The organism is Rhodococcus sp. DK176 (assembly GCF_038447315.2).
In the GTDB taxonomy this organism is placed as follows: domain Bacteria; phylum Actinomycetota; class Actinomycetes; order Mycobacteriales; family Mycobacteriaceae; genus Rhodococcus_F; species Rhodococcus_F jostii_A.
Map to the genome: position 1 here is coordinate 2,043,793 of NZ_CP118321.2, position 25,257 is coordinate 2,069,049.

A 25,257-nucleotide genomic window follows, 5' to 3' on the forward strand; every position below is an offset into this window, starting at 1 on the left:
CCCTCCTCCCTTCCTGTCGGACAACTCCCCTACGGTGGCGGAGTGACGTCGCCTTGGTCGGAGGGACAGGTCGCATCGGTCGCCCCCGATGCCGGCTCGCTCGCTGCCGCCGGAAAGCTGTCGACCGCGTGGTCGGAGACGGGCAGCAACGGCGGCGCGCTCTGGGGACTGTGCCAGGGCAGCGGCAAGAGCCCCTACCGATCGGTCGTCGACCTCTCCGGCCCGGCCTACAACTGCTCGTGCCCGAGCAGGAAATTTCCCTGCAAACACACGCTCGGCCTGCTGCTGATCTGGTCGCAGGGCCGGGTCCCGGAGCAGTCCGAACCGCCGCCGTTCGCGGCGGAGTGGCTGAGCCGCCGGGCGGGGCGGGCAACCGCGCCGGCGGCTGCGGCCACCACGACGGCCGGTGCGAAGGCCACCGAACGCCGGGCCGAGCGGGTGACGGCGGGCCTCGACGAACTCGACCGGTGGCTCACCGACCAGATCCGTAGCGGGCTCGGCGCAGCCGACATCTCGGCATCCGCGTTCGACGCCATCGCGGCCCGCATGGTCGACGCGCAGGCGCCCGGCATCGCGTCCGCCCTGCGCCGCCTGCCGATCGTCGTGGCCACCCGCGCCGACTGGCCGGACCGGTTGCTCCGCGAGTACGCCAGGCTGCACCTCCTCGTCGTCGCCCATCGCCGGCTGAACGAGCTACCGGAACCACTGCAGGCGTCGGTGCGCTCGCACGTGGGGTACCCGGTGGCCACCGACCGCGTGCGCAGCGAGCCGGGAGTCCGCGACCGGTGGATGGTCCTGGGTATGCAGACCACCGAGGAGAAGCGCCTCTTCACCCGCAAGGTGTGGTTGATCGGCCGCGACCACGGTCGCCGCGCGATCCTCCTGGACTTCGCGCACGGCTCCGCGAACTTCTCGACAGTGGTCCCGCCGCTCGGGTCGCTCGTCGACGCCACCCTGCACTTCTACCCCGGCGCCGCGCCGCTGCGCGCCCAGTTCGGCGACGCTCACGAGGCCCCCGAACCGTTCACCACCGTCGCACCGAGCGACGTCGACACCGCTCTCGACCACTTCGCCGCCGCGGTCGGCGCCGACCCGTGGGTCCGCTCGTGGCCGGCGCTGCTCACCGGCGTCACCCCGGCAATCGAAGACGGGCACTGGTTCCTCGTCGACGCGCAGGGGCGCGCGCTGCCGCTGTCCGGCGAAGACCCGGTCCTGTGGCGGCTCCTCGGAATGTCCGGCGGCCGTCCCGTCACCCTGTTCGGGGAGTGGACAAGCGAATCGCTGGTTCCCGTGTCGGTGTTCGATCGCGGCGACGTGTACCCGCTCGGGGCCGGCACGCCCTCGGCCGCGGCGGCGGGGAGCCGGCGATGAGCGAACTCCTGTCCGCCGCCTTGCTCGGCACGGCACGGACCGCCCCCTCGTTCGAGGATCTGGCCACCGGCGAACTGGCACAAGCGGTCAGCGGCGACCCGGCGGAGGCCCTGCTGGGCGCCGCCGCGCTCGAGAACGCATACCGCGACGGCGGAGTCGCCGCCTCCGCGCGCGTGCTGCCCGCCCCCGCCGAGGACGACCCGCGGCTGCAGTTGCCGCCGGCGTCCGCGTCGCACCTGATGCAGTTGCTCGCCGCCAAGTCGTGGACGCTCACCGAGTGGTTCGCGGTCGTGGCCGAGCGGAACTACCGCGCGCCGGATCATCTCGTCGCCGACCTGATGGCCGTGGCCCGCACCAACGACGCCCACCGCGAGAGCATCCTCCGGCTGGTGGGGCCCCGCGGCCAGTGGCTCGCCGCGCAGAACCCGGACTGGTCGACGCTGGTCCGCCGATCCGATCGCACCGACGTGTGGACGCACGGCGCACACCAGGAACGACTGCAATGGCTCACGACGATGCGGGCGGTGAACCCGGCGATCGCGATGGCCGAACTGAGCCGCACCTGGGATTCCGAACGGGGCGAGCACCGGGCGGCGTTCATCGCCGTTCTGGGAACGGGGCTCGGCGACGCCGACTCCGCATTGCTCGAGCACGCACTCGACGACCGGCGGAAAGAAGTGCGCCAGCAGGCGGTCCAGTTGCTGCGCCAGCTGCCGAACTCCGCGTACGCCGGGCGCATGGCCGCTCGCGCCCGGGCATGGGTACGGGTGGAGAAGAAGCCGCTGCGCACCCGTCTGGTGGTGAACATGCCCGGCTCCCTGGACGATTCGGCCCGTCGCGACGGCATCGAGGACGTCCACTTCAAGAACAAGGGAATCCGCAGCTGGTGGTTGCGGATGGTGGTCACCGCCGCCCCCTTGTCGGTGTGGGAAGGCATGATCGGCTCCGCCTCCACCGCGTGGGAGATCCGGATCGAAGACCAGTGGCGGGAGGTGATGACGGAGGCGTGGACCACCGCGACCGTGCTGCAGCGCAATCCGCGCTGGGCGTCTGCTCTGCTGCACCGGGAGGGCCGGACAACCGAACGTCGCGTCGTACCGATCGTCCCCGCCCGCGAACGCCTGGCATACATCCTGTCGGGTCGCGCCGACTCCTACCTGCTGGGCGTCGACGGCGCCGCCCTGTTGGACGGTCTGCCCCACCCCTGGCCGCTCGACCTGGCCGAGCGGGTGATCGCCCGCCTCGAGGACGTCGCCGGGCGGCACGCCGAGACCGGCAAGGATCTTGGGCAGTTCTCCCGGCACAGCCACTACTCGACCCTCCGCAGCGCCGAGACGCATTTCCCGTTCGCTGCGGCGCCGCTCCTCCGCGCGGCCGCCGAACGCACCCGTGATCCCGGCTGGCACCAGGCATTCGCCACCGTCGCCACCAACATCGACCATCGCAGAACAGTCCTGAAGGAGCTCGAGTGACCGAGATCGCGGCCGCCCAGGCCGACCTGCTACGACCCCACGCGGAGCAGGCCTACGCCGACGAACTCGCCGCCCTCGCCGCGCACGACACCCGGCCCCGGCCACCGTCGTGGAAATTGTCTCCGTGGGCGGTCGTCACGTACCTGCTCGGCGGCGAACTCGACGACGGCACCGTCATCACCCCCAAGTACGTCGGTCCCCGCCGGCTCATCGAGGTGGCCGTCGCGACGCTCGCGACCGACCGCGCGCTGCTTCTGCTCGGCGTCCCCGGAACCGCCAAGACGTGGGTGTCCGAACACCTGTCGGCGGCGGTCTCCGGCGAGTCGAGGCTGCTCGTCCAGGGAACGTCGGGGACGCCGGAGGAGGCCATCCGGTACGGCTGGAACTACGCGCGGTTGCTCGCCGAGGGCCCGACAGCGGGTGCACTCGTTCCGTCCCCCATCATGACGGCCATGCAGGGCGGGCGGATCGCACGGGTCGAGGAACTCACCCGCATTCCCGCCGATGTGCAGGACGCGCTCATCACCGTGCTGTCGGAGAAGACGCTGCCCATCCCCGAACTGGGCACCGAGGTGCAGGCCGCCAAGGGTTTCAATCTGATCGCCACCGCGAACGACCGCGACCGCGGGGTCAACGAACTGTCGTCCGCGCTGCGCAGGCGGTTCAACACGGTGGTCCTGCCGCTGCCCGCCGACGAGGAGGATGAGGTCGCCATCGTCGCGCGGCGCGTCGAGCAACTCGGGTCCTCGCTGGAACTACCGAAGATCCCGGCGACCGTCGACGAGATCCGGCGCGTGGTCACCGTGTTCCGCGAACTCCGGTCGGGCGTCACCGGCGACGGCCGCACCAAGCTGAAGTCGCCGTCCGGAACGCTGTCCACGGCGGAGGCGATCTCCGTCGTCACCAACGGACTCGCCCTCGCCGCGCACTTCGGCGACGGGGTGCTCCGCCCGTCCGACGTCGCCGCCGGCATCCTCGGGTCCGTGCTGAAGGACCCGGTCGCCGACAAGGTGGTGTGGACGGAGTACCTCGAGGCCGTGGTCCGCGAACGGGAGGACTGGGCCGACTTCTACCGGGCGTGCCGCGAGGTCACCGGGTGAACTCCGACGTCCGTGTCTTCGGCATCCGCCACCACGGGCCCGGTTCGGCACGATCGGTGCGGCGCGCGCTCGACGAATTCGTCCCCGACGCCGTCCTGATCGAAGGGCCCGCGGACGCCGATCCGCTGGTCGCGTTGACCGCCTCCGACACCATGGAACCTCCGGTGGCCCTGCTCGCGTATGCCACCGGGGAGCCCCGGACGGCGGCGTTCTGGCCGTTCGCCGTGTTCTCCCCGGAGTGGCAGGCGCTGTCGTGGGCGGCTGGGCGCGGCGTCGAAGTCCGCTTCTGCGACCTGCCCGCCGCCAATACCCTCGCCGCCGACGACTCCGAGCCCCGTGCCGAGGATCCGCTGACCCAGTTGGCCGCCGCGGCGGGCTACGACGACACCGAACGCTGGTGGGACGCCGTCATCGAATCGGGTTCGGGTCCCGACTCGTTCGACGCGATCACCGAGGCCATGACCGCCCTGCGGGACACCGTCGAACTCGACGAACCCACCAGCAGGCGCGAGGCGTACATGCGGCAGACGCTGCGGAAGGTGATCAAGGGCGGCGCGCAGCGGATCGCGGTGGTGTGCGGTGCCTGGCACGCCCCCGCACTAGCCGGACCTCTCGGACCGGCCACCGCGGACGCGCGAATCCTCAAGGGACTCCCCAAGATCAAGACCTCGCTCACGTGGGTGCCGTGGACGCACTCGCGGCTGTCCGCCGCGTCCGGGTACGGCGCCGGGATCACCTCCCCCGGCTGGTATCACCACCTGTTCACCGCACCGGACCGGACGATCACCCGATGGCTCACGAAGGTCGCGCGGGTACTGCGGGACGAGGACCTTCCGGTGTCGAGCGCGCACGTCATCGAATCCGTCCGTCTCGCGGACACGTTGGCAGCAATGCGTGCGCGGCCGCTCGCCGGTCTCTCCGAGGTCACCGAGGCCACCCGCGCCGTGATGTGCGACGGCGACGATGTCCTGCTCGACCTCATCACGCGTCGTCTCGTCGTCGGCGAGGCACTCGGCGCCGTCCCGGAGAACACCCCGACAGTTCCCCTCGACGCCGACCTGCGGGCGCGGGCGAAAACCCTGCGGCTCAAGCAGCAGGGCACCGAGAAGACCATCGACCTCGACCTGCGCAGAGACAACGACGTCGCGCGGTCCCGGCTCCTGCACCGCCTGCAGATCCTCGGTGTCGACTGGGGCACGCCGGCCGACAGCGACGTCCGCGGCACCGGCACGTTCCGTGAAACGTGGTCCCTCACCTGGAAACCCGAACTGGCGGTGTCGATCATCGAGGCGTCGCTGTGGGGAACCACCGTCGAGGCCGCGGCTACAGCGAAGGTGCGCGAGGGGGCGTCGTCCGCTGATGTCTCCCTCGCCCAGCTCACCGGGCTGCTCGAACAGGCCCTGCTGTCGGATCTCGGCGATGCGCTGGCCGAGCTGCTGCGCGCACTGGAGACGGCGGCCACGCTCGACCACGACGTGATGCACCTGATGGATGCCCTGCCCGCGCTCACCCGCACGCTGCGATACGGAGACGTCCGCGGCACCGACGTCTCGTCCCTCACCCGCGTCACCGACAGCCTGCTCGTCCGCATCTGCGCCGGACTGCCCACCGCGATATCGGGTCTCGACGACGACAGCGCACTCGACCTGCGCCGCGCCGTCGACGACGTCCACGCGGCGGTGATGCTGCGCGACGACGATCGTGCGTCGGCGCGGTGGCTCGGCACACTCGCCGGCCTCGTCGACCGCAGCGACGTGAACGGCCTCGTGATCGGACGCATGGTCCGATTGCTCCGCGACGCAGGCACCGTCAGCGAAACCGAGTCCGCCACCCGACTGTCGCGGGCACTGTCCGTCGGCGCGGATCCCTCCGCCAAGGCGGGGTGGGTCGACGGCTTCCTCGGCGGCGGAGGGCTGCTGCTGGTCCACGACCGGCAATTGCTTCAACTGCTCGACGGATGGGTGTCGGGACTACGCGAGCAGGACTTCGTCGACGTTCTGCCACTGCTGCGGCGCACGTTCGGCGGGTTCGAAACCGGGGAACGCCGGGCCATCGGGCAGTCCGTGGAGGGCGGGTCCACGGAAGATGCCCGCGCCGAGGTCGACGCTCGGCGGGGCACGATCGCGATCCGGACCGTCGCGGACATTCTGGGGGTGACGTCGTGACCGAGGACGCGGAGCGGTTACGTCGGTGGCGGCTGCTGCTGGGCAACGCCGCCGAGGAATCCACCGGAGGTCTCGCGTCCAAGGCGGACGCGGCGATGGACGGCGCTCTGGCCGCCCTCTACGACACCAGCAGCGAAGGGTCGAAGAGCCGCCGTCGCGGCGCGGGTCTCGGCGGATCGGCGCCGAAGGTCGCGCGCTGGCTCGGCGACATCCGCACCTACTTCCCGAGCAGCGTCGTGCAGGTGATGCAGAAGGACGCCATCGACCGGCTCGGCCTCACCCAGCTGCTCCTCGAACCCGAACTGCTCGACGCCGTCGAACCGGACGTCCACCTCGTCGGCACGCTGCTGAGCCTGAACCGGGTGATGCCCGAGACCAGCAAGGCCACCGCCCGGATGGTCGTCGAGAAGGTGGTCCGGGAGGTGGAGGAACGGATCGCGCAGAAGACCAGGACAGCCGTCACCGGTGCCCTGAACCGGTCTGCCCGCATCACCAACCCCAAGTACCGCGACATCGACTGGAATCGCACCATCCGCGCCAACCTCGCGCACTACCTCCCCCAGTACAAGACGGTGGTGCCGGAACGACTGCTCGGATACGGCCGCCGATCGCAGGCCGTGCACCGCGACGTCGTCCTCGCCATCGACCAATCCGGGTCGATGGCGTCGAGCGTCGTGTACGCGTCCGTGTTCGGCGCGGTCCTCGCCTCGATGCGCGCGCTGAAGACGTCGCTGATCGTGTTCGACACGGCGGTCGTCGACCTCACCGACAAGCTGTCCGATCCCGTCGACGTGCTGTTCGGCACGCAACTCGGCGGCGGCACCGACATCAACCGGGCCATCGCCTACAGCCAGTCACTGATCGACAGACCGACCGAATCGCTGTTCGTGCTGATCTCGGACCTGTACGAGGGCGGGATCCGCGCGGAGATGCTGCGGCGGATGTCGGCGATGAAAAACGTAGGCGTCCAGGTGGTTGTTCTGCTGGCGCTGTCCGACGACGGCGCCCCGTCGTTCGATCACGACAACGCGGCGGCCCTCGGTGCGCTCGGCATCCCCGCATTCGCCTGCACCCCGGACAGGTTCCCGGAACTGCTGGCGCTCGCACTCGAACGCGGCGACATCGGCAGGTGGGCGGACAGTCTTCAGACGGAGTGACCGGGGGTCAGCCGGCGGCCATCCGGCGGTCGCTGTGCAGTTCGGGGTGCGCGTCGGCGCGGATCCTGAGCAGGACCAGTCCGGAGACCGAGGCGACGATCAGCGACGCGACCGTCCAGGGAACGTGCAGTTCGGAGATCCCGACTCCCGCACCGACGAGTCCCACGAAAAGCAGGCTCCACATGATCGCTTTGACTGGACCGGACCCCATGGCAATGCTCCTTCACCGAGATTACGTACATCCCCCGTGAGTTCTGGTGTGCGCGCAAAACGTTAGCTGCGTCACACTGGGGTCCCCGTGCGACACGTCGAAAACGCTCTTTCCGATACCAATCCGAGACCTGGACCCGTGAGTACTTATTAACCGCCCGCGGTTAATAAGTACTCACGGGCGCGGCTAGATGATGCTGACGGTCCCCTGGGTGGTCGCCGACGCGAGCACCCGCAGGTGGTCGTCGGACCCGCCGAGGGTGTGCTCGATGGCCGTCAACCGGCTCACGTAATGCCCGACCGGATACTCGGCCGTCATGCCGATGCCGCCGTGCATCTGGATCGCTTCCTGCCCGATCGTGCGGGCGGAGCGGCCGATCTGCAGCTTGGCGCGGGAGGCGACCACCGGATCGACGGTTCCGTCGGCCAGCGACATCGTCGCGTAGAGACTCATGCTACGAGCCAGTTCCAGCAGCACGTACATGTCGGCCGCACGATGCGTGAGCGTCTGGAACTTCGCGATCGGGACACCGAACTGCTTGCGGGTCTTCAGGTACTCGGTGGTCAGTCGCAGCGCTTCCTCCATCGCGCCGACGGCCTCCGCACACAGTGCCGCCTGCGCCCGGATCTGCGCGCTCTCGATCGCCGACGACGCGTCGCCGCCCGTACCGAGAGGCTCAGCCGGGGTGTCCGACAGTTCCACCTGCGCGGCCCGCAGTCCGTCGTGGGTCGCGTAGGCGGTGCGGGTCAGGCCGCTGGCATCGGCGTCGACGAGGAACAGTCCGACCCCACCGTCCGGGAGTGCCGCCGTGACGACCAGAGTGTTCGCGCTGCCGCCGTGCGGAACGGGGTTCTTGGTGCCCGTGAGGATCCACGCGTCGCCGTCCTTCTTCGCGATCGTGGACACCTGGGTGGACGGCCAGCGCACACCCGGTTCCCGATCGGCGAAGGCCAGCAGGAGGTTGCCCTCCGACACGTCCGGCAGAATCCGGCGACGCTGCTCCGTGCTGCCGGCCGCAGCGATCAGGCCGCCGGGCACGAGCACGGCGTCGAGGACGGGTTCGGGCGCGAGGCGGCGGCCGATCTCGGTCATCACCGACGCGACCTCGACAGGTCCGGCGCCCATACCGCCGTCTTCCTCGTCGAAGCTCAGACCCAGCAGTCCGACCTCGGCGAGTTGCTTCCACACCTGAGGGCTCCACCCCTGCTCGGTGTCGGTGACGGCGTTGCGCTTCTCCGCGTCGTAGCTGCGCCCGAGCAGTTCGCGGGTGGTGTCGCGCAGCAGTTTCTGTTCGTCGGTCAGTTCGAAGTCCATGTCACGCCCTCACAATCCGAGGATCGAGGAGGCGATGATGCTGCGCTGCACTTCGCTCGATCCGCTGTAGATGGAAACCTTGCGGTAGTTCAGGTAGGTCGGAGCCGTCCGCTGCGCCCAGAGAGGCGAAGAGATGCCGTCACCTGCGGCGAAGGGCAGGGAGTCGGGTCCCGCGACGTCGGTGAGCAGTTCGAGTGTGGCCTGCTGCAGTTCGGACCCACGCAGCTTCAGCAGCGACGACGCCGGGTTCGGCTTGCCGTCGGCGGAACTGGCGACCACCCGCAGCTGGGTGAGTTCGAGCGCGATGATCTCGTTCTCGAGTTCGGCGATGCGGGCGGCGAACAGCGGGTCGTCGAGTAGTGTCCCCTCGCCGACCGAGATCTCGGCGGCGCGTTCCTTCGCCTGCGCGAGACGGACTTTGGAAAATCCCAGCCGGGTCACCCCGGTGCGCTCGTTGCCGAGGAGGAACTTGGCGTAGCTCCAGCCCTGGTTCTCCTCGCCCACGAGGTTCTCGGCCGGCACGCGCACGTCCTCGAAGAAAATCTCGTTGACCTCGTAGCCGCCGTCGATCAGCTTGATCGGGCGCACCGTGACGCCGGGCGTCTTCATGTCGACGAGGATGAACGAGATGCCGGCCTGCTTCTTGGGGGCGTCCGGGTTGGTGCGGGCGAGGACGAAGATCCAGTCGGCGTGCTGCGCGAGGGTGGTCCACGTCTTCTGGCCGTTGATCACGTAGTCGTCGCCGTCGCGGACGGCACGGGTCTTCAGCGACGCGAGGTCGGAGCCGGCCTCGGGTTCGGAGAATCCTTGGCACCACCAGATGTCGAGGTTGGCGGTCGGGGGAAGGAATTTCTCCTTCTGCTCCTGCGATCCGAACGCCGCGATGACGGGGCCGACCATGCTGGTGTTGAACGCGAGCGGTTCGGGCACCGAGGCGAGCTGCAGTTCGTCGAGCCAGATGTGCTTCTGCACCGGAGTCCAGTCGCGGCCGCCCCACTCGACCGGCCAGTGCGGCGTCGCGAGCCCGTTGGCGTTCAGAATCCGCTGGGACTCGATGAACCCTTCCTTCCCCACTTCTTCACCACGCGCATACCGCTCGCGGATCTCCGCCGGAATCTGCGTGGTGAAGAACGTTCGCATCTCGTCGCGGAACGCCAGCTCCTCGTCGGTCAAGGCCAGATTCATCGGAATTCCTTCGCACTCGAGGTCGGATTCATGTTCTGGTCCCGACGTTACTCCCTCGTGCGGCTCACGGGTCAGGCGGTGCGAAGGACGAGCAGGTACGCACCACCGGCGGCGTCGATCTGCGTCTCGACGTTCAGTTCCGGTGCGAGGCGGGACAACCTGTCCAGCAACCACTCCGCCGCGTCCTCGGCGTCCGATTTGCCCGGGCACCGCGCCACCGCGACCCGTCCGCCCTTGCGGCCGAGTTGTTCGACGACACCGATGATCGGGGCGGGATCGACGACGAACAACCGGTCGGGCCACGGCACGACCGGTTTGACGGCACCCTTCTTGGTGTTGCACGCCCGGTGCGCGAGGCGTTCGACGCCGCCCTTCGCCTTGGCCTTCTTCGCGGTGACGACGCTGTCGATGCTGGGGCCACGCGGATCGTTGACCGACATGTCGGGGTCCACCGGTTCGTCACACAGCCAGCAACGCCACGACTCGCGGTCGCCGACCTCTCGAAGAGTACTCATGGGCGCCAACGCTACCCGGACGACTGAACCGGATCGAAGCCGGAAATCAGCCAGTTGTCGCCGGACTTGGTGAGCTCGACGGTGATGCTCGTCGCCGTCACCGCCGCTTCCGGTTTCGCGGCGCTGGTGGTGGTCTGGTTGACGAACAGCAGCACCGTCGCCGTGTCGGCCGCGACCTCGACGGGACCGGAGGCGGCCACCGTCGCCTGGGTCGCGACCTGGCTCTCCTTGGCCGCCGGGACGACGACGTCCGTCGTGAACTGTGTGTAGTAGTCGAGGAACTCCCCCGTCAGGCGTTCCTTCGCGGTGCCGACGTCGTTCTCCACCGTGTCCGGCTTGTAGGTCAGCAGGGCGATCGCGCCCTGCGACGCGGTGTCGGTGACGGTGGCCCGGACGGCGTCGTCGACGCGCCGGTCGGGTCGGTAGAGCGTGAAGTACAGAACCCCCGCCAGCACGGCCGCGACGACGGTGAGCGCGCCCAGGATCAGGAGGAGCCTGCGCGACTTCGGCGATGCGTCGGTACTCACTGCACGAACCCTGCCTTCACGATCTTGTACGTGCCGTCCTCGAGTTGCATCGTCACCCGCATCCGCTGACCGCGCGGCTCCTCGGCCGCGCCGCCCGCATTGGACACCTTCTGCGCGACCGCGACGAGCACGTCCGCGGAGTCGCCGTTCTGCGTCTCGATCGCAGCCTGGCGCACCTCCCCCTGGGACTTGACCTTGGCCTCCTGCATGACCGCGATGAGGTCCTTGGATCGGGCTTCGAATTCGTCGCGGAATTCTCCGGTCGAGCCGTCGAGCACCTTCTGCACGTCTTCGTCGGCCCGCTCGTAGTCCATCGTCGTCAGATTCACGACGCCCTGCCGCGCTGCTTCGAGGATCTCGGATCTCTGCTGAGCCTCCTGCTCCGCCTGCCGGTGTGTGTAGCCGAAGTAGCCGCTGACCGCGGCGAATGCGAGTGCGAGGACGGCGAGAACCGCCACACCCGCGGTGACGGCGGAAGTCCTGGCCTGGGGAGCGGCGTCCTCACCGGTGGGCTCTTCCGCCATGGGGTTCCTTCCGTCGTGCGGTGCCTTTGTTACCTGCATCACGTCAGATGCTACCGGGTAGTCATATCAAATATTTTTGGGTGCCTCCCGTCACGGGATCCGCGGACGGAAAGGCGCGTGGGAGACCCCGCGTACGGTCGGTGATCATTACTGTTGAGGAGAAGCCAGGCGACTCGAAGGGGATCCACGATGACCAGCGATTCAGGCGCACGCAGCCGCGTGCAGTTCGGTGCCGGGGCGACGCCGGAACTCGTCAGTTCCGAGGGACGGACCATCATCGCGGACGCCGTGGTCGCCAAGATCGCCGGGATCGCCACCCGTGAGATCAACGGCGTCTACGACGTGGGCGGCGGCACCGCACGCGCTGTCGGCGCCCTCCGCGATCGGATCCCCGGCGCCCGCGTCAACCACGCCCAGGGCGTCGCCGTCGAAGTCGGCGAGAAACAGGCCGCCATCGACATCGGCATCGTCGCGGAATACGGCGTCGCACTGCACGAACTCGCGGTCGGCATCCGCCGCAACGTCATCGCGGCCGTCGAGCGCATGACCGGGCTCGAAGTGACCGAAGTGAACATCACCGTCTTCGACGTCATGCTGTTCGACGAATCCGAGGCCGCATCCGAGCTCGACGGCAAACCGAGGGTGCAGTGACCGGACCACTTCCACCGGACACCCACGCCGAGGACATCTCCGAACGCATCGTCGCCGCCGTCCTCGCAACCCCCGGAGTGGCAGCGATGCACGGCGGCGCGTTCGGTGAAGTGGCGACCTACCTGCCCGGACGCCGGGTGACCGGGGTGACCGTCGGCCCCACGTCCTGTGCGGTCCACCTCGCGGCTCGCTACCCCGCCAACGTCGTCGACACCGCCGAAAGAGTGCGGGCCGCAGTGGAATCGCTGGTGGACGTCCCCGTCGACGTGACCATCGAAGATCTCCTGACAGAGACAGGACAATCTCAATGAACAGCACAATCACAGGCCTGATCGTCGGGTTACTTCTCGCCATCGCCGGCATCCTCGGTGGTTTCAGCGGATTCGTCTTCGCCGTCCTCCTCGGAGCGCTGGGCATGGCCGTCGGCGCGCACCGCGACGGCCACCTCGACCTCGGCGCCATCCTCCGAAGCCGCGGCCGTGGCTGAACCCTTCACCGCACCCCCCGCCGGTCCCCACGACGACGCGGCGCTCGACGACACCGCCCTGCGCGGCGAATTGGTCATCAAGGAGCGCGCCGTCGTGAAGATCGCCGTCGCCGCAGCGCTCCAGGTACCCGGCGTCGTCAAGCAGTCCGGTGGGCTCTCCCGCCTGACGGGGCGGGAACTCCCCCGCGCCGACGTCTCGACGGGAGCGGGCGCCGTCGCGATCAACCTGTACATCGCCGTGCAGTGGCCGTGCCACCTCGACCTCGTCAACCGCCGGCTCCGCGCGCAGGTGCACCGTCAGGTCGAGCAGATGACGGGCATGCCGGTCATCGAACTCAACATAGTGGTCGTCGGAACGGAATCCGCCGCCCCCGAGGACAGTTCGACCGAAGGCCGCTACTCCGAGCAAGGCGATCCGGCCGTGCCACCCGCTCCGGTGGCGCCCCTCCGGCCACGCACGCCGCGCGCCACCCCGGCCGCTGTGCCCGCCGCGATCATCGTCGCCGTAGGAGCCCTCGGTCTCTCGGTCGTCGCAGCGCGTGAGCTGCTCATCATGCGCGGCACCTTCGCCAACGCGCCCTGGATCCGCAACACCGTGCAATGGCTGGGCCGGCTGCACTGGTCCGAGTGGATCGTCCCCGTCGCCGCAGGCGCGATCGTGCTGGGGGTCGTGTTCATCGTCGCGGCCCTCAAACCGCGGCCGCGCACCCACCTGCCGCTCGCAGTCGGTGACACCCCGATCGTCTGGCTCCGCCCCACCGACCTCGCTCGCAACTCCAGTAGCCACGCCAAGACCGTTCCCGGGGTGCTGTCGGCGCACACGACGGTCGACCGCAAGCACGTCACCGTCCGCGTGGTGCGCACCGAGTCGACACCCGCCGGCGACGTGGCCATCTCCGTCCGCGAGGCCGTGGAACCGACGCTGTCGCTGCTCGGCACGTCCCCCGAACTTCGAGTGCAGGTGAAACCGTGAGACATCGGACCGCAGCCGTCAACCGGGTCATCGTCCTGCTCGTCGGGCTCGCACTCCTCGGATTCGGCGCGTACGCCCTCGCCTGGGACCTGCACGTTCCGATCGTCCGCGAATGGGTGTCGCGGTACGACCGCGCGCGCGTCACCGCACTCCCCGACCAGGACTGGTGGGGCTGGGCGCTCGCCGCGACGGTCGTCGTGGGGCTGGTCTTCGGGATCGTGCTCCTCGCCCTGGACCTCACCCGGCGACGCACGTCCCCCGTCGCCGTTCCGGATCGCGAATCGGGCACCTACGTCACCGTCGACCTCGGCTCCCTCGCCAACGGGGTCGCCAGCGAACTCGCGCAGTACCCCGGCGTCCGGCAGACACGCGCTCGCGCCGTCATCGAACGCGGACTCCCCACCCTGTCTATCGTCGTGACCGCCGACCCCACCCTCGACTTGTACGACTTCACCCGCAAATCCGAGGACGTCGCATCCTGGGTCGCATCGACCCTCGGCGGTGAAGAAGTCGCCACCCAGGTCCTGCTCCACCTCGACCGCGCCGACCACCCGGTGCACGTCGAAAGCTGACACGGGGCGTTGCGGTCTCGGTAGGTTCGGTGCCATGGAATACGTGGTGTTCTACGCGACCGATCCGACCGCCGCCGCCCGGATTCCGGAGATCTATCCACGACACCGGGAGTACCTCGACGCGTTCGCCGCGGAAGGTGGGCTGCTCGGTATCGGACCGTTCGACGACCCGGCGAGCAACGGGTCCATGGCGGTCTTCAGCAGCCGCGAGCGCGCAGAACAATTCATCGCCCGCGACCCGTTCGTCCTCGAGGGCATCGCGCATCCCAGCGACATCCGAGAATGGGATGCGTTGAACTACCGCTGAGTGTCACACCCCGAAAACGCCAATGGCGCCCACCCCGGAGGGTGAGCGCCATTGGCGTTGGTGGAGCTAGATCACTTGTTGATCTTCGTGACCTTGCCGGCGCCGACGGTACGGCCACCTTCGCGGATCGCGAAGCGCAGGCCCTCGTCCATGGCGACGGGCTGGATCAGCTTGACGGACATCTCGGTGTTGTCACCGGGCATGACCATCTCGGTGCCCTCGGGCAGCGTCACAACGCCCGTCACGTCCGTGGTACGGAAGTAGAACTGCGGACGGTAGTTGTTGAAGAACGGCGTGTGGCGGCCGCCCTCGTCCTTGGACAGGATGTACGCCTGGCCCTCGAACTCGGTGTGCGGGGTGGTGGTGCCGGGCTTGACGACAACCTGTCCACGCTCGACATCTTCGCGCTTGATACCACGAACCAGCAGACCGACGTTGTCACCGGCCTGGCCCGAGTCGAGGAGCTTGCGGAACATCTCGATACCCGTGACCGTGGTCTTGGTCTTGGTTTCCTTGATGCCGACGATCTCGACATCCTCATTGACGTTGATCACGCCACGCTCGATACGACCGGTGACGACGGTGCCACGACCGGTGATCGTGAAGACGTCCTCGACGGGCATGAGGAAGGGCTTCTCGGTCTCGCGGACCGGGTCCGGAATGGACTCGTCGACCGCAGCCATGAGCTCGAGGATGTTCTTGGTCCACTCCGGGTCGCCCTCGAGCGCCTTGAGTGCGGAAACCTTGACAACCGGAGCGTCCTCGTCGAACTCCTGCGCAGCGAGGAGCTCGCGGACCTCCATCTCGACGAGCTCGATGATCTCGTCGTCGTCCACCATGTCGGCCTTGTTCAGGGCGACGAGGATGTACGGCACGCCGACCTGGCGGGCGAGCAGCACGTGCTCACGCGTCTGGGGCATCGGGCCGTCGGTGGCCGCGACCACGAGGATGGCGCCGTCCATCTGCGCCGCACCGGTGATCATGTTCTTGATGTAGTCGGCGTGACCGGGAGCATCGACGTGCGCGTAGTGGCGCTTCTCGGTCTGGTACTCAACATGCGAGATGTTGATCGTGATACCGCGAGCCTTCTCCTCAGGAGCCTTGTCGATCTCGTCGAAGGCCGAGGCCTCGTTGAGATCCGGGTACGCGTCGTGCAGAACCTTGGTGATGGCCGCGGTCAGCGTGGTCTTGCCGTGGTCGACGTGACCGATGGTGCCGATGTTCACGTGCGGCTTCGTCCGCTCGAACTTCGCCTTCGCCACTGTGTGTCCTCCTGGACTGATTGATGCTTGCGGTATGCAGCAGTGCGGTTGTTATTACTGGGTCGTGCTTCGGCCGGCTGGAACCGAGGTTACTCGCCGGTCGCCTTGGCGATGATTTCCTTCGAGACGTTCGCGGGAACCTCTGCGTAGGAATCGAACACCATGGAGAAGTTCGCCCGGCCCTGGGTCTTCGACCGCAGATCACCGATGTAACCAAACATCTCCGAGAGCGGAACCAGCGCCTTCACGACACGGGCACCACTGCGTTCCTCCATGGCCTGGATCTGGCCACGGCGGGAGTTCAGGTCGCCGATCACGTCACCCATGTACTCCTCGGGTGTCGTGACCTCGACAGCCATGAGCGGCTCGAGAATGACCGGGCCGGCCTTGCGGGCGGCTTCCTTCAGCGCCTGCGAACCGGCGACCTTGAAGGCCATTTCCGACGAGTCGACGTCGTGGTAAGCACCGTCGAGCAGCGACAGCTTCAGGTTCACCAGCGGGTAGCCGGCGAGAACGCCGTACTGCATCGCGTCCTGCGCGCCTGCATCCACGGACGGGATGTACTCGCGCGGGATACGACCGCCGGAGACCTTGTTCTCGAACTCGTAGGTGGCACCGTCTTCGCCGACGAACGGCTCCAGCGCGATGATCACCTTGGCGAACTGGCCCGATCCACCCGTCTGCTTCTTGTGGGTGTAGTCGTGCTTCTCGACCTTCTTGGTGATGGTCTCGCGGTAGGCAACCTGCGGCTTGCCGACGTTGGCCTCGACCTTGAACTCGCGACGCATACGGTCGACGAGGATGTCGAGGTGGAGCTCGCCCATGCCGCCGATGACGGTCTGGCCGGTCTCCTCGTCGAGCTCGACGGAGAACGTCGGGTCCTCTTCGGCGAGCTTCTGGATCGCGGTGCCCAGCTTCTCCTGGTCGGACTTGGTCTTGGGCTCGATCGAGACCTGGATGACCGGGTCCGGGAAGCTCATGGACTCGAGCACGATCGGCGCGTCCTGTGCGCACAGGGTGTCACCGGTCGTGGTGTCCTTCAGACCGATCATCGCATAGATGTGGCCGGCCACGGCCTCGTCGACCGGGTTCTCCTTGTTGGCGTGCATCTGGAAGAGCTTTCCGATGCGCTCCTTCTTGCCCTTGGTCGCGTTCATGACCTGGGCGCCCGGATCGATCCGGCCGGAGTACACGCGGACGAACGTCAGCTTGCCGAAGAACGGGTGCGAAGCGATCTTGAAGGCCAGAGCCGAGAACGGCTCGTCCTTGCTCGGCTTACGCGTGAGGATCTCTTCTTCGTTGCCCAGGGCGTGACCCTGGACCTCGCCGATGTCCAGCGGGTTCGGCAGGTAGTCGATGACCGCGTCGAGCATGGGCTGAACGCCCTTGTTCTTGAACGCGGAACCACACAGCACCGGGTACAGCTCGGAGTTGACCGTCATCTTGCGGATGGCGCCCTTGATCTCCTCGACGGAGAGCTCCTCGCCGGCGAAGTACTTCTCCATGAGCTTCTCGTCGGACTCGGCAACCGTCTCGAGCAGCTTCTCGCGGTACTCGGCAGCCTTGTCGGCGAGATCGGCCGGGATCTCCTCGATGGTGGGCTCGGCGCCGATGGCGACCGTGCCACGCCAGGTGACAGCCTTCATCTCGACCAGGTCGACGACGCCGTCGAAATCGTCCTCGGCGCCGATCGGCAGCTGCAGGACGAGCGGCTTCGCGCCGAGGCGGTCGATGATGGTCTGAACCGTGAAGTAGAAGTCCGCGCCCATCTTGTCCATCTTGTTGACGAAACAGATGCGCGGAACGTCGTACTTGGCGGCCTGACGCCACACCTGCTCCGACTGGGGCTCGACGCCCTCTTTGCCGTCGAACACTGCGACGGCGCCGTCGAGCACGCGGAGCGAACGCTCCACCTCGACGGTGAAGTCGACGTGGCCCGGCGTGTCGATGATGTTGATCTGGTTGTTGTTCCAGAAGCAGGTCACCGCGGCAGAGGTGATCGTGATGCCGCGTTCCTTCTCCTGTTCCATCCAGTCCGTGGTCGAGGCACCGTCGTGCGTCTCACCGATCTTGTAGTTGACACCGGTGTAGAACAGGATGCGCTCGGTGGTCGTGGTCTTGCCGGCATCGATGTGCGCCATGATGCCGATGTTGCGGACCTTGTTCAGGTCGGTCAGCACTTCCTGTGCCACAGGATTCTTCCCCGCTCGTAGCTCGTGTATCGGGTGTCGGCCTCCCCGGTGTTCCACCAGCGGGGCCATTGTCTCGAGTTGTAGATCAGCCGGTCCCCGGTAGGGGCCCGACGTGCGACGACGCCGGAGCAGTCACGGTAGGTGACTGCTCCGACGTGACGTCACCAGCGGTAGTGGGCGAATGCCTTGTTGGCTTCGGCCATCTTGTGAGTGTCCTCACGGCGCTTCACAGCGGCACCCAAGCCGTTGCTGGCATCGAGGAGCTCGTTGGCGAGACGCTCGACCATGGTCTTCTCGCGGCGCTGCCGGGAGAAGGTCACGAGCCAGCGGAGCGCGAGGGTGGTGGAGCGGCCCGGACGGACCTCGACCGGCACCTGGTAGGTGGCGCCACCGACACGGCGGCTGCGGACCTCGAGGGCAGGCTTGACGTTGTCCAGTGCGCGCTTGAGGGTGACGACCGGGTCGGTGCCGGTCTTCTCGCGCGCCTGCTCGAGTGCTTCGTAGACGATGCGCTCGGCGGTGGACTTCTTGCCGTCCAGGAGAATCTTGTTGACGAGCTGCGTCACCAGGGGCGAACCGTAGACCGGGTCGTTGATGAGCGGACGCTTCGGAGCGGGGCCCTTACGTGGCATTAGCTCTTCTCCTTCTTGGCGCCGTAGCGGCTGCGGGCCTGCTTGCGGCCCTTGACACCCTGGGTGTCGAGCGAGCCACGGATGATCTTGTAGCGCACACCGGGGAGGTCCTTCACACGACCACCGCGGACGAGCACCATCGAGTGCTCCTGCAGGTTGTGACCCTCGCCCGGGATGTAAGCGGTGACCTCGACGGAGCTGGTCAAGCGCACACGCGCGACCTTACGGAGCGCCGAGTTCGGCTTCTTCGGGGTGGTGGTGTACACGCGGGTGCACACGCCACGACGCTGCGGGCTGCCCTTGAGGGCTGCCGTCTTGACCTTCGCGGTCTTGTCGCGGCGGCCCTTGCGGACCAGCTGGTTGATGGTTGGCATTTACCGGCTTTCTTCGTGTTGAACAGACTGCTCTGGACAAGCAACCTTGGCTGTTCTGAAATTAGGGATCTAGCAGTTGGGGCAAGAGAGCTGCTGCCCCTCACCCGCACCTCGAGCTGCACCCGAGGTCGGGTGTGTCGCATACCCCCACACAGGCAGCCGGATGCTCGTTCCATGCAGATATCTGCACGAACGCGCGCACGGCAATACCTCGCTAGGCACACAGATCGGCCCGGGCATGCCGGACACGACCCACAACGATACCCGGCGGCGCGCCGGAAGGTCAAAGTGGGCTGGCAGTGGTAAGGGCTGACCTGCGATGTGGGGTACTGCTCGGAGCTGTCGGTACGGACACGGGCACATCAACTACTCAGATTGAGCGTCAGATCCGCAAGCGTCGATGCCGCTTCACACGGGTCTGCCGCCCCCGTCTGGAACTGTACCCACCAGCCGACGACGCCCGCGGAGGGAGATCCGACCGTCACTCCGCACGCCCCCGGATCGCCGGGGGGACGCATCACGACGGCCTTGCGGCCCTGGATGGTGGAGGACTCCACGGTGTACCCGAGCTTCTCGCCGGTCGACTTCTCCGTGTCGAGGGAACCCGTCTCGAACCAGTTGAACGTCACCTTCACGGGACCGTTGGCGCCGACCGCGTCCCAGCGGCAGATCGCGCCGAAGAAGCCCCGTTCGATGGCGTCTGCACCGACGGTCTGGGCGATCTGTTCGTCCGCGACAGCGTTGCATTCCTCCAGCAGGGCCGTGAATTGTTCGGTGTCCCCGGACGAGGACGCCCCCTCCGCCCTGGGCGAGCCCTCGATCGTCGACCCGCACCCCGCGATCAGCCCGACCGCGGTGGCCGCGGCCAGTACCCGCACCGCACGCCACGTCCCGCTGCTCATCACTCCCCCGCTCACTTGGCCCTCGACACGCTGAGTTCGGCGAGATCGCGCGCCACCGTGCACGGGTCCGCCGCGGGTTGCGCGTCCGCGTACATCACCGACCAGTGCACGAAGTCGCCCCCGAACTCCACACCGAGTTCGCACAGAATTCCTTCGGACGACGCAATGAATCCGGGATGCCCCTGGATGTCGATGTCGGTGGCCGGCCTGCCGATCAGCTCGGAACCCGCCCGCTCGCGGCCGATGGGACTGCCGCGGTACCAGGAGAACGTGACGCTGGGACCGCCTATTCCCGCGGTTTCCCACTCGCAGCCGACGGAATTACGCGTCACGCCGGTGAAGGGCGGCATCCCGAACGCCTTCGCCACCTCGTCGTCGGTGACCGAACCGCACTGACCGAAGAACGGGCCCGGGTCGGTCACCTGCGGGAGTTGCTGCGCGGCGGGTTCGGTACCGGAATCGTCTCCGTCTCCCCCACAGCCGGCCAGACCGGCCGCGACGGCGATCAGGACGAGCGCTCCCCATTTCCGGCCCATGGTCGGTGACTCTACCGATCCCCGCGCTCTTTGCCCGATCAGTCGAGAACGGCCACGTCGAGACTCCGCGGCTCTACCGATTCACCGCTCCGCGGTAGTGCCGCGTCCAGCTGCGCCGCCCACTGGCGCACGATCTCCGCCCGTCGTTTGGAGTCGTCCGTGAGCACGTCGGCCAGACCGAGTCCGCGGGCGAGATCGAGGGTGGCCTGGACAAGCCGGTGCGCCACCGGATCGGCGTCGTCGAACCCGAAGTGCTCGACGGCGGTGCGGTGCGCGACCCGCCCGAACCGTTCCTCGAGCGGCACGATCCGGGCCCGGAGTTCGGGGTCGGCGGCGGCGGCCGTCCAGACCTGCAGCGCCGCCTTGAACAGGGTGCCCGTGTAGTAGTCGACGAGCCGCGACACCACGGCCTCGGTGCGTCCCTCCCCGCTCGGCAGGTCGGTGGCCTCGCGGCGGGCCTGCTCCATCCGGGCGTCGAACATGACCTCGAGGGCCGCGGTGATGAGGTCCTCGCGGGTGGGGAAATGGTGCTGGGTCGCGCCGCGGGACACGCCGGCGCGCTGGGCCACGAGGCTCACCGTGGTGGCACCCCAGCCCGACTCGGCGAGGCAGTCGATGGTGACCTCGAGGAGATGTCCGCGCGTGACCCGGCTACGGTCCTGCTTCGGTTCGCGGGTCATGTGTCACTTCCTCTCGTCGCGCTGCGCGCCCGTGAGCGGGTGACGAGTCCTGAGACTCGTCAACCACGCACGGGGCCGGAGGCCCATCTCGGCGGCCGCTTCTGCAGAAACGCCATCATGCCCTCCCGCGCCTCCTCGGATTCGAACAGCCTCGCCGACTGGGCGGTCAGCTCGTCGGTGTAGCGGTCGAAATCGGCGAGCACGCTCCGGGTCGTGAGGGTCTTCGACTCGGCCAACCCCTGCGGCGAGGCCTGCCGCAACTGGTCGAGCAATTCCTGGACGGTGTCCTCGGGATCCTCGGCGGACTCGCTGATCAGCCCGATGGCCTCCGCCTCGTGGGCACCGAACTTCTCGCCCGTGAGGAGGTAGCGGCTCGCGGCGCGCGAATCGATGCGGGGCAGCACGGTCAACGAGATGATCGACGCGGCGAGTCCGAGCCGGACCTCGGTGAGCGCGAACGTGCTGCGCGGGCCGGCGACGGCGATGTCGCAGGCCCCGACCAATCCCATGCCCCCGGCCCTGACGTGACCGTCGATCCGGGCGATCACCGGCTTCGGCAACTCGACGATCGCCCGTAGCAGTGCGGCCATCTGCCGGGTGCGTGAGCCGACGTCGCCGGACGTCTCACTCAGATCCGCCCCGGCGCAGAACGTGCTGCCGGTGTGGGTGAGGACGACGCCGCGGACGTCGTTGTCCGCGGCGGCGTCCCGCAATCCCTGCAGCAGTTCGTCCACGAGCCTGCCGGAGATGGCGTTCCTGTTGTGGGGCGAATCGAGGGTGAGGGTGGCGAACCCCCGGTTCACCTCGTACCGGACGTACCGGTCGGCTTCCACGTCGGTCATGTGCTGTCCGTTCGACATCAGTACGACTTCGGCAGCCCGAGCGAGTGCTGGGAGACGAAGTTGAGGATCATTTCCCGGCTCACCGGGGCCACACGGGCGATGCGTGCCGCACCGAGCATCGCCGCGAGACCGTATTCCTTGGTGAGACCCGCGCCACCGTGCGTCTGGACGGCCTGGTCGAGTGCCTTGATGCTGGCCTCGGCGGCGGCGTACTTGGCCATGTTGGCGGCCTCGGCGGCGCCGAAGTCGTCGCCGCTGTCGTAGAGGACGGCCGCCTTCTGCATCATCAGCTTCGCGAGTTCGAGTTCGATCTTGATCTGCGCCAGCGGATGCGAGATGCCCTGGTGCGCGCCGATCGGCTCCTTCCACACCGTGCGGTCCTTCGCGAACCGCACCGCGGCGTCCAGCGCGTAGCGGCCCATGCCGATCGCCATGGCGGCGCCGAGGATGCGTTCGGGGTTGAGACCCGCGAACAGCTGCATCAACGCCGCGTCGGCCTCGCCGACGAGCGCGTCGGCGGGCAGCCGGACGTCGTCGAGGAACAGCATGAACTGGTGGTCGGGCTCGACGATGTCCATCTCCATCGGCGTCTTCACGAAGTTCTCGGCGTCGGTGGGGACGATGAACAGTGCAGGCTTCAGCTTGCCGGTCTTCGAGTCCTCGGTCCGCGCGACGATCAGCACGGCGTCGGCCTGGTCGACCCCGGAGATGTAGATCTTGTTCCCCGACAGCAGCCAGTCTTCGGCTTGACCATCACCCCTCGCTTCGCTCGACCGGACTCGCCGCGCAGTGGTCGTGATCTGGTGCGAGTTCGAACCCGCGTCGGCCTCGGTGATGCCGAACGCCATGATCTTCGAGCCGTCGGCGAGGCCGGGGAGCCAGGTCTGCTTCTGCTCCTCGGTGCCGTACTTGCCGATGATCGTGCCGCAGATGGCCGGCGACACGACCACCAGCAGGAGGCCGGCGCCGTGGGCCGCGAGTTCTTCCTGGACGAGGGCGAGTTCGTAGATGCCTGCGCCGCCGCCCCCGTATTCTTCGGGGAGATTGACGCCGAGGAAGCCGAGTTTGCCGGCCTCGTTCCACAATTCGGTCAGCGGTTCGCTGCGCCGCGCCCGGGGCAACACGTAGTCGACGTAGTTGAACCGCTCCCCGAGCCTCGACACGGAGGCGCGGAGTTCCTTCTGTTCTTCGGTCTCGATGAAGCTCATAGTTCTCCTTCAGGCTGCGCTGCTTCGACTACTGCAAGGACCGTTCCCACGTCGACCTGCTGACCGGCGGTCACGGAAAGTTCGGTGAGGACGCCGGAGGCCGGTGCCTTGATCGTGTGTTCCATCTTCATCGCCTCGAGCCACACGATCGGCTGACCGGCGGTCACGGAGTCGCCTGCCGCGGCGCCGACGCGGATGACGGAACCCGGCATCGGCGCGAGCAGCGACCCCTCGGCGACGACGGCGCTCGGATCGGTGAATCGCGGTGCGGCGTGCAGGCTCACCGGGCCCAGGGCGGAGTCGACGAACACGTCGTCGCCGTACCGGGACACCTCGAACGAGCGGCGCAGCCCCGCGACGTCCAGTGCGACGTGACGCGCCGTGGCCGACACGAGCGCGACGTCGTCGAAACCCTCGGCCTTCAGCCCGTACCGGGTGAGCAGGTACCGGATCTCGATGTCACCGCCTCTGCCCGCGAACGTCTTGCTCTGCGGCGCAGACGCCAGGTTCCGCCATCCGCTGGGCAGCGAGGTGTTCACCGTCGCGACGTCGCGGTTGTGCGCGGCGTCCGCAAGTGCGGCGGCCAGCGCCGACAGTCGCTCGGTGTCGGCCGAGGCCAGCGGACGGGCCAGCACGTCCAGCCCGTGGGTGTCGAAGAACGCGGTGTCCGTGTCGCCGGCGAGGAATGCCGGGTGGCGGAGCACGTTGACGAGGAGGTCGCGGTTGGTGCGCAGTCCGTGAATCTGCGCGCGGCCCAGGGCCGCAGCCAGCCGGGTGGCCGCCTGCGTGCGGGTAGGCGCGAACGAGATGACCTTCGCGAGCATCGGGTCGTAGTGCACGCCGACGGTGGAGCCGTCGACCACGCCGGAGTCGAGGCGGATCCCCGGGGAGCGCAGGACGTCGAATTCGACCGCGTTCTCGGGCAGGTCCAGACGGTGGACCGGTCCGCTCTGCGGCTGCCAGTTCTGCGCCGGATCCTCGGCGTACAGCCGGACCTCGATGGAATGGCCGGACACGGCGGGCGGTTCGGGGTCGAGCCTGCCGCCCGCAGCGACCTGCAACTGCAGGTCCACGAGGTCGAGGCCGGTGGTGCACTCGGTGACCGGGTGTTCCACCTGCAGCCGGGTATTCATCTCGAGGAAGAAGAAGTTCCCCTGGTCCGGGTCATCTCCCCCTCGCTCCGCTCGACCGGAGTCATCTCCCCCTCGCTCCGCTCGACCGGAGTCATCTCCCCCTCGCTCCGCTCGACCGGAGTCACCTCCCCCTCGCTCCGCTCGACCGGAAGCCAGGAACTCGACCGTCCCCGCACCCTCGTAGTCGATGGCCTTCGCCGCGAGCCGGGCGGCCTCGAAAAGTCGCTCGCGCATCCCGGGGACGGCGTCGACCAACGGTGACGGCGCCTCTTCCACCACCTTCTGGTGCCGACGCTGGATGGAGCATTCACGCTCCCCCACCGCCCAGACGGTTCCGTGCCGGTCGGCCATCACCTGGACCTCGATGTGCCTGCCCGTTTCCAGGTAGCGCTCGCAGAACACGGTCGGGTCACCGAAGGCCGATTGCGCTTCGCGGCGGGCCCCTTCCAGCTGTTCCGGGAGGTCCGCGAGTTCACGCACGACACGCATGCCGCGTCCGCCACCGCCTGCGGACGCCTTGACGAGCACCGGCAGGTCCGCTTCGGTGACGGCGTCCGGGTCGAGTTCGGTCAGCACCGGGACTCCGGCGGCGGCCATCATCTTCTTGGACTCCACCTTCGAACCCATCATTTCGATGGCGGGCGCTGGCGGGCCGATCCACGTCAGGCCCGCCTCGTGGACGGCGCGCGCGAAGTCCGCGTTCTCGGAGAGGAACCCGTAGCCGGGGTGGATGGCATCGGCGCCGGCGAGCAGTGCCGCCTCGATGACGAGGTCACCGCGCAGGTAGGTGTCGGCGGGACTGTTGCCCGGCAACCGGACCGCGGTGTCGGCCTCGGCGACGTGCGGGCTGAGGGCGTCGGCGTCCGAGAACACGGCGACGGTCCCGATGCCTGCGCGGCGGCAGGTGGCGAAGACGCGGCGGGCGATCTCACCACGATTGGCAACCAGTACGGACTGGATCATGT

The 25,257-nt window shown here is 68.1% G+C and carries 27 protein-coding genes; 11 read left to right on the forward strand and 16 right to left on the reverse strand.

Annotated elements, in window-relative coordinates:
• Positions 1-42 precede the first annotated feature (42 nt).
• The 5 genes from PSR88_RS09625 to PSR88_RS09645 are packed head-to-tail and all read left to right on the forward strand — an operon-like array spanning position 43 to position 7,265.
• On the forward strand, positions 43-1,371 hold the full coding sequence (locus PSR88_RS09625; RefSeq protein WP_016882829.1) for an SWIM zinc finger domain-containing protein: 1,329 nt from the start codon (positions 43-45) through the stop codon (positions 1,369-1,371).
• Positions 1,368-2,843 carry a DUF5691 domain-containing protein gene (locus PSR88_RS09630; protein ID WP_016882828.1) on the forward strand — a complete coding sequence of 492 codons (1,476 nt, stop codon included), beginning with the start codon at positions 1,368-1,370 and terminating at the stop codon, positions 2,841-2,843. Before PSR88_RS09625 ends, PSR88_RS09630 begins: the two co-directional genes overlap by 4 nt.
• A complete protein-coding gene (locus tag PSR88_RS09635; protein WP_016882827.1) occupies positions 2,840-3,943 on the forward strand; it encodes an ATP-binding protein in 1,104 nt (367 codons plus the stop codon). Before PSR88_RS09630 ends, PSR88_RS09635 begins: the two co-directional genes overlap by 4 nt.
• Positions 3,940-6,108, forward strand: a complete 2,169-nt coding sequence (locus tag PSR88_RS09640) for a DUF5682 family protein (protein WP_029539345.1) — start codon at positions 3,940-3,942, stop codon at positions 6,106-6,108. The genes PSR88_RS09635 and PSR88_RS09640 overlap by 4 nt, the downstream gene beginning before the upstream one ends.
• Complete coding sequence (locus PSR88_RS09645) at positions 6,105-7,265, forward strand: VWA domain-containing protein (protein ID WP_016882825.1); 1,161 nt, start codon at positions 6,105-6,107, stop codon at positions 7,263-7,265. Before PSR88_RS09640 ends, PSR88_RS09645 begins: the two co-directional genes overlap by 4 nt.
• Positions 7,266-7,272: 7 nt before the next feature.
• Here the strand turns inward: PSR88_RS09645 and PSR88_RS09650 are convergent, their stop codons facing one another.
• From PSR88_RS09650 to PSR88_RS09675, 6 genes are all read right to left on the reverse strand, one after another.
• On the reverse strand, positions 7,273-7,476 hold the full coding sequence (locus PSR88_RS09650) for a hypothetical protein (RefSeq protein WP_005252231.1): 204 nt from the start codon (positions 7,474-7,476) through the stop codon (positions 7,273-7,275).
• A gap of 186 nt (positions 7,477-7,662) precedes the next feature.
• Positions 7,663-8,790: an acyl-CoA dehydrogenase family protein gene (locus PSR88_RS09655; protein WP_016882824.1), complete on the reverse strand. Its 1,128-nt coding sequence runs from the start codon at positions 8,788-8,790 to the stop codon at positions 7,663-7,665.
• Between the two features lie 9 nt (positions 8,791-8,799).
• Entirely contained in the window at positions 8,800-9,975 is a 1,176-nt protein-coding gene (locus tag PSR88_RS09660) for an acyl-CoA dehydrogenase family protein (protein WP_009474615.1), read from the reverse strand.
• Positions 9,976-10,046: 71 nt separating this feature from the next.
• The gene (locus PSR88_RS09665; protein ID WP_005252226.1) at positions 10,047-10,490 is read right to left on the reverse strand and encodes a hypothetical protein; all 444 of its coding nucleotides are present in this window, start codon (positions 10,488-10,490) and stop codon (positions 10,047-10,049) included.
• Positions 10,491-10,501: 11 nt separating this feature from the next.
• Complete coding sequence (locus tag PSR88_RS09670; RefSeq protein ID WP_011594822.1) at positions 10,502-11,017, reverse strand: hypothetical protein; 516 nt, start codon at positions 11,015-11,017, stop codon at positions 10,502-10,504.
• Positions 11,014-11,541, reverse strand: a complete 528-nt coding sequence (locus tag PSR88_RS09675; RefSeq protein ID WP_016882823.1) for a hypothetical protein — start codon at positions 11,539-11,541, stop codon at positions 11,014-11,016. The genes PSR88_RS09670 and PSR88_RS09675 overlap by 4 nt, the downstream gene beginning before the upstream one ends.
• Before the next feature lie 189 nt (positions 11,542-11,730).
• Here PSR88_RS09675 and PSR88_RS09680 point away from each other — a divergent pair, with 189 nt between their 5' ends.
• The 6 genes from PSR88_RS09680 to PSR88_RS09705 are packed head-to-tail and all read left to right on the forward strand — an operon-like array spanning position 11,731 to position 14,531.
• Positions 11,731-12,192 carry an Asp23/Gls24 family envelope stress response protein gene (locus PSR88_RS09680; RefSeq protein ID WP_005252221.1) on the forward strand — a complete coding sequence of 154 codons (462 nt, stop codon included), beginning with the start codon at positions 11,731-11,733 and terminating at the stop codon, positions 12,190-12,192.
• Positions 12,189-12,503, forward strand: a complete 315-nt coding sequence (locus PSR88_RS09685; protein WP_009474619.1) for an Asp23/Gls24 family envelope stress response protein — start codon at positions 12,189-12,191, stop codon at positions 12,501-12,503. Before PSR88_RS09680 ends, PSR88_RS09685 begins: the two co-directional genes overlap by 4 nt.
• Positions 12,500-12,679 carry a hypothetical protein gene (locus PSR88_RS09690; protein WP_005252219.1) on the forward strand — a complete coding sequence of 60 codons (180 nt, stop codon included), beginning with the start codon at positions 12,500-12,502 and terminating at the stop codon, positions 12,677-12,679. The genes PSR88_RS09685 and PSR88_RS09690 overlap by 4 nt, the downstream gene beginning before the upstream one ends.
• The gene (locus PSR88_RS09695; RefSeq protein ID WP_016882822.1) at positions 12,672-13,652 is read left to right on the forward strand and encodes a DUF6286 domain-containing Asp23/Gls24 family envelope stress response protein; all 981 of its coding nucleotides are present in this window, start codon (positions 12,672-12,674) and stop codon (positions 13,650-13,652) included. The genes PSR88_RS09690 and PSR88_RS09695 overlap by 8 nt, the downstream gene beginning before the upstream one ends.
• Positions 13,649-14,224: a hypothetical protein gene (locus tag PSR88_RS09700; protein WP_009474621.1), complete on the forward strand. Its 576-nt coding sequence runs from the start codon at positions 13,649-13,651 to the stop codon at positions 14,222-14,224. The genes PSR88_RS09695 and PSR88_RS09700 overlap by 4 nt, the downstream gene beginning before the upstream one ends.
• A 34-nt stretch (positions 14,225-14,258) precedes the next feature.
• The gene (locus PSR88_RS09705) at positions 14,259-14,531 is read left to right on the forward strand and encodes a YciI family protein (RefSeq protein WP_016882821.1); all 273 of its coding nucleotides are present in this window, start codon (positions 14,259-14,261) and stop codon (positions 14,529-14,531) included.
• A 71-nt stretch (positions 14,532-14,602) separates the two neighbouring features.
• Here PSR88_RS09705 and tuf read toward each other — a convergent pair whose 3' ends face one another.
• The 10 genes from tuf to PSR88_RS09755 all read right to left on the reverse strand — a co-directional run bounded on the left by tuf (position 14,603) and on the right by PSR88_RS09755 (position 25,255).
• Positions 14,603-15,793, reverse strand: a complete 1,191-nt coding sequence (gene tuf / locus PSR88_RS09710; RefSeq protein WP_005252203.1) for an elongation factor Tu — start codon at positions 15,791-15,793, stop codon at positions 14,603-14,605.
• Between the two features lie 89 nt (positions 15,794-15,882).
• The gene (gene fusA / locus PSR88_RS09715; protein WP_009474623.1) at positions 15,883-17,985 is read right to left on the reverse strand and encodes an elongation factor G; all 2,103 of its coding nucleotides are present in this window, start codon (positions 17,983-17,985) and stop codon (positions 15,883-15,885) included.
• Between the two features lie 161 nt (positions 17,986-18,146).
• Entirely contained in the window at positions 18,147-18,617 is a 471-nt protein-coding gene (rpsG, locus tag PSR88_RS09720; protein ID WP_005252199.1) for a 30S ribosomal protein S7, read from the reverse strand.
• Positions 18,617-18,991 (reverse strand): 30S ribosomal protein S12, encoded by a 375-nt coding sequence (gene rpsL, locus PSR88_RS09725; protein WP_005252198.1) that lies wholly within the window; start codon positions 18,989-18,991, stop codon positions 18,617-18,619. Before rpsL ends, rpsG begins: the two co-directional genes overlap by 1 nt.
• Positions 18,992-19,353: 362 nt before the next feature.
• On the reverse strand, positions 19,354-19,893 hold the full coding sequence (locus PSR88_RS09730; protein ID WP_011594824.1) for a DUF3558 domain-containing protein: 540 nt from the start codon (positions 19,891-19,893) through the stop codon (positions 19,354-19,356).
• 11 nt (positions 19,894-19,904) lie between these two features.
• Complete coding sequence (locus PSR88_RS09735) at positions 19,905-20,429, reverse strand: DUF3558 domain-containing protein (protein WP_009474625.1); 525 nt, start codon at positions 20,427-20,429, stop codon at positions 19,905-19,907.
• Positions 20,430-20,467: 38 nt separating this feature from the next.
• Positions 20,468-21,109, reverse strand: a complete 642-nt coding sequence (locus PSR88_RS09740; RefSeq protein WP_016882820.1) for a TetR/AcrR family transcriptional regulator — start codon at positions 21,107-21,109, stop codon at positions 20,468-20,470.
• Positions 21,110-21,168: 59 nt separating this feature from the next.
• A complete protein-coding gene (locus PSR88_RS09745; protein WP_009474627.1) occupies positions 21,169-21,969 on the reverse strand; it encodes an enoyl-CoA hydratase family protein in 801 nt (266 codons plus the stop codon).
• A complete protein-coding gene (locus tag PSR88_RS09750) occupies positions 21,969-23,159 on the reverse strand; it encodes an acyl-CoA dehydrogenase family protein (protein WP_009474628.1) in 1,191 nt (396 codons plus the stop codon). Before PSR88_RS09750 ends, PSR88_RS09745 begins: the two co-directional genes overlap by 1 nt.
• On the reverse strand, positions 23,156-25,255 hold the full coding sequence (locus PSR88_RS09755; protein WP_029539339.1) for an acetyl/propionyl/methylcrotonyl-CoA carboxylase subunit alpha: 2,100 nt from the start codon (positions 25,253-25,255) through the stop codon (positions 23,156-23,158). Before PSR88_RS09755 ends, PSR88_RS09750 begins: the two co-directional genes overlap by 4 nt.
• Positions 25,256-25,257 lie beyond the last annotated feature (2 nt).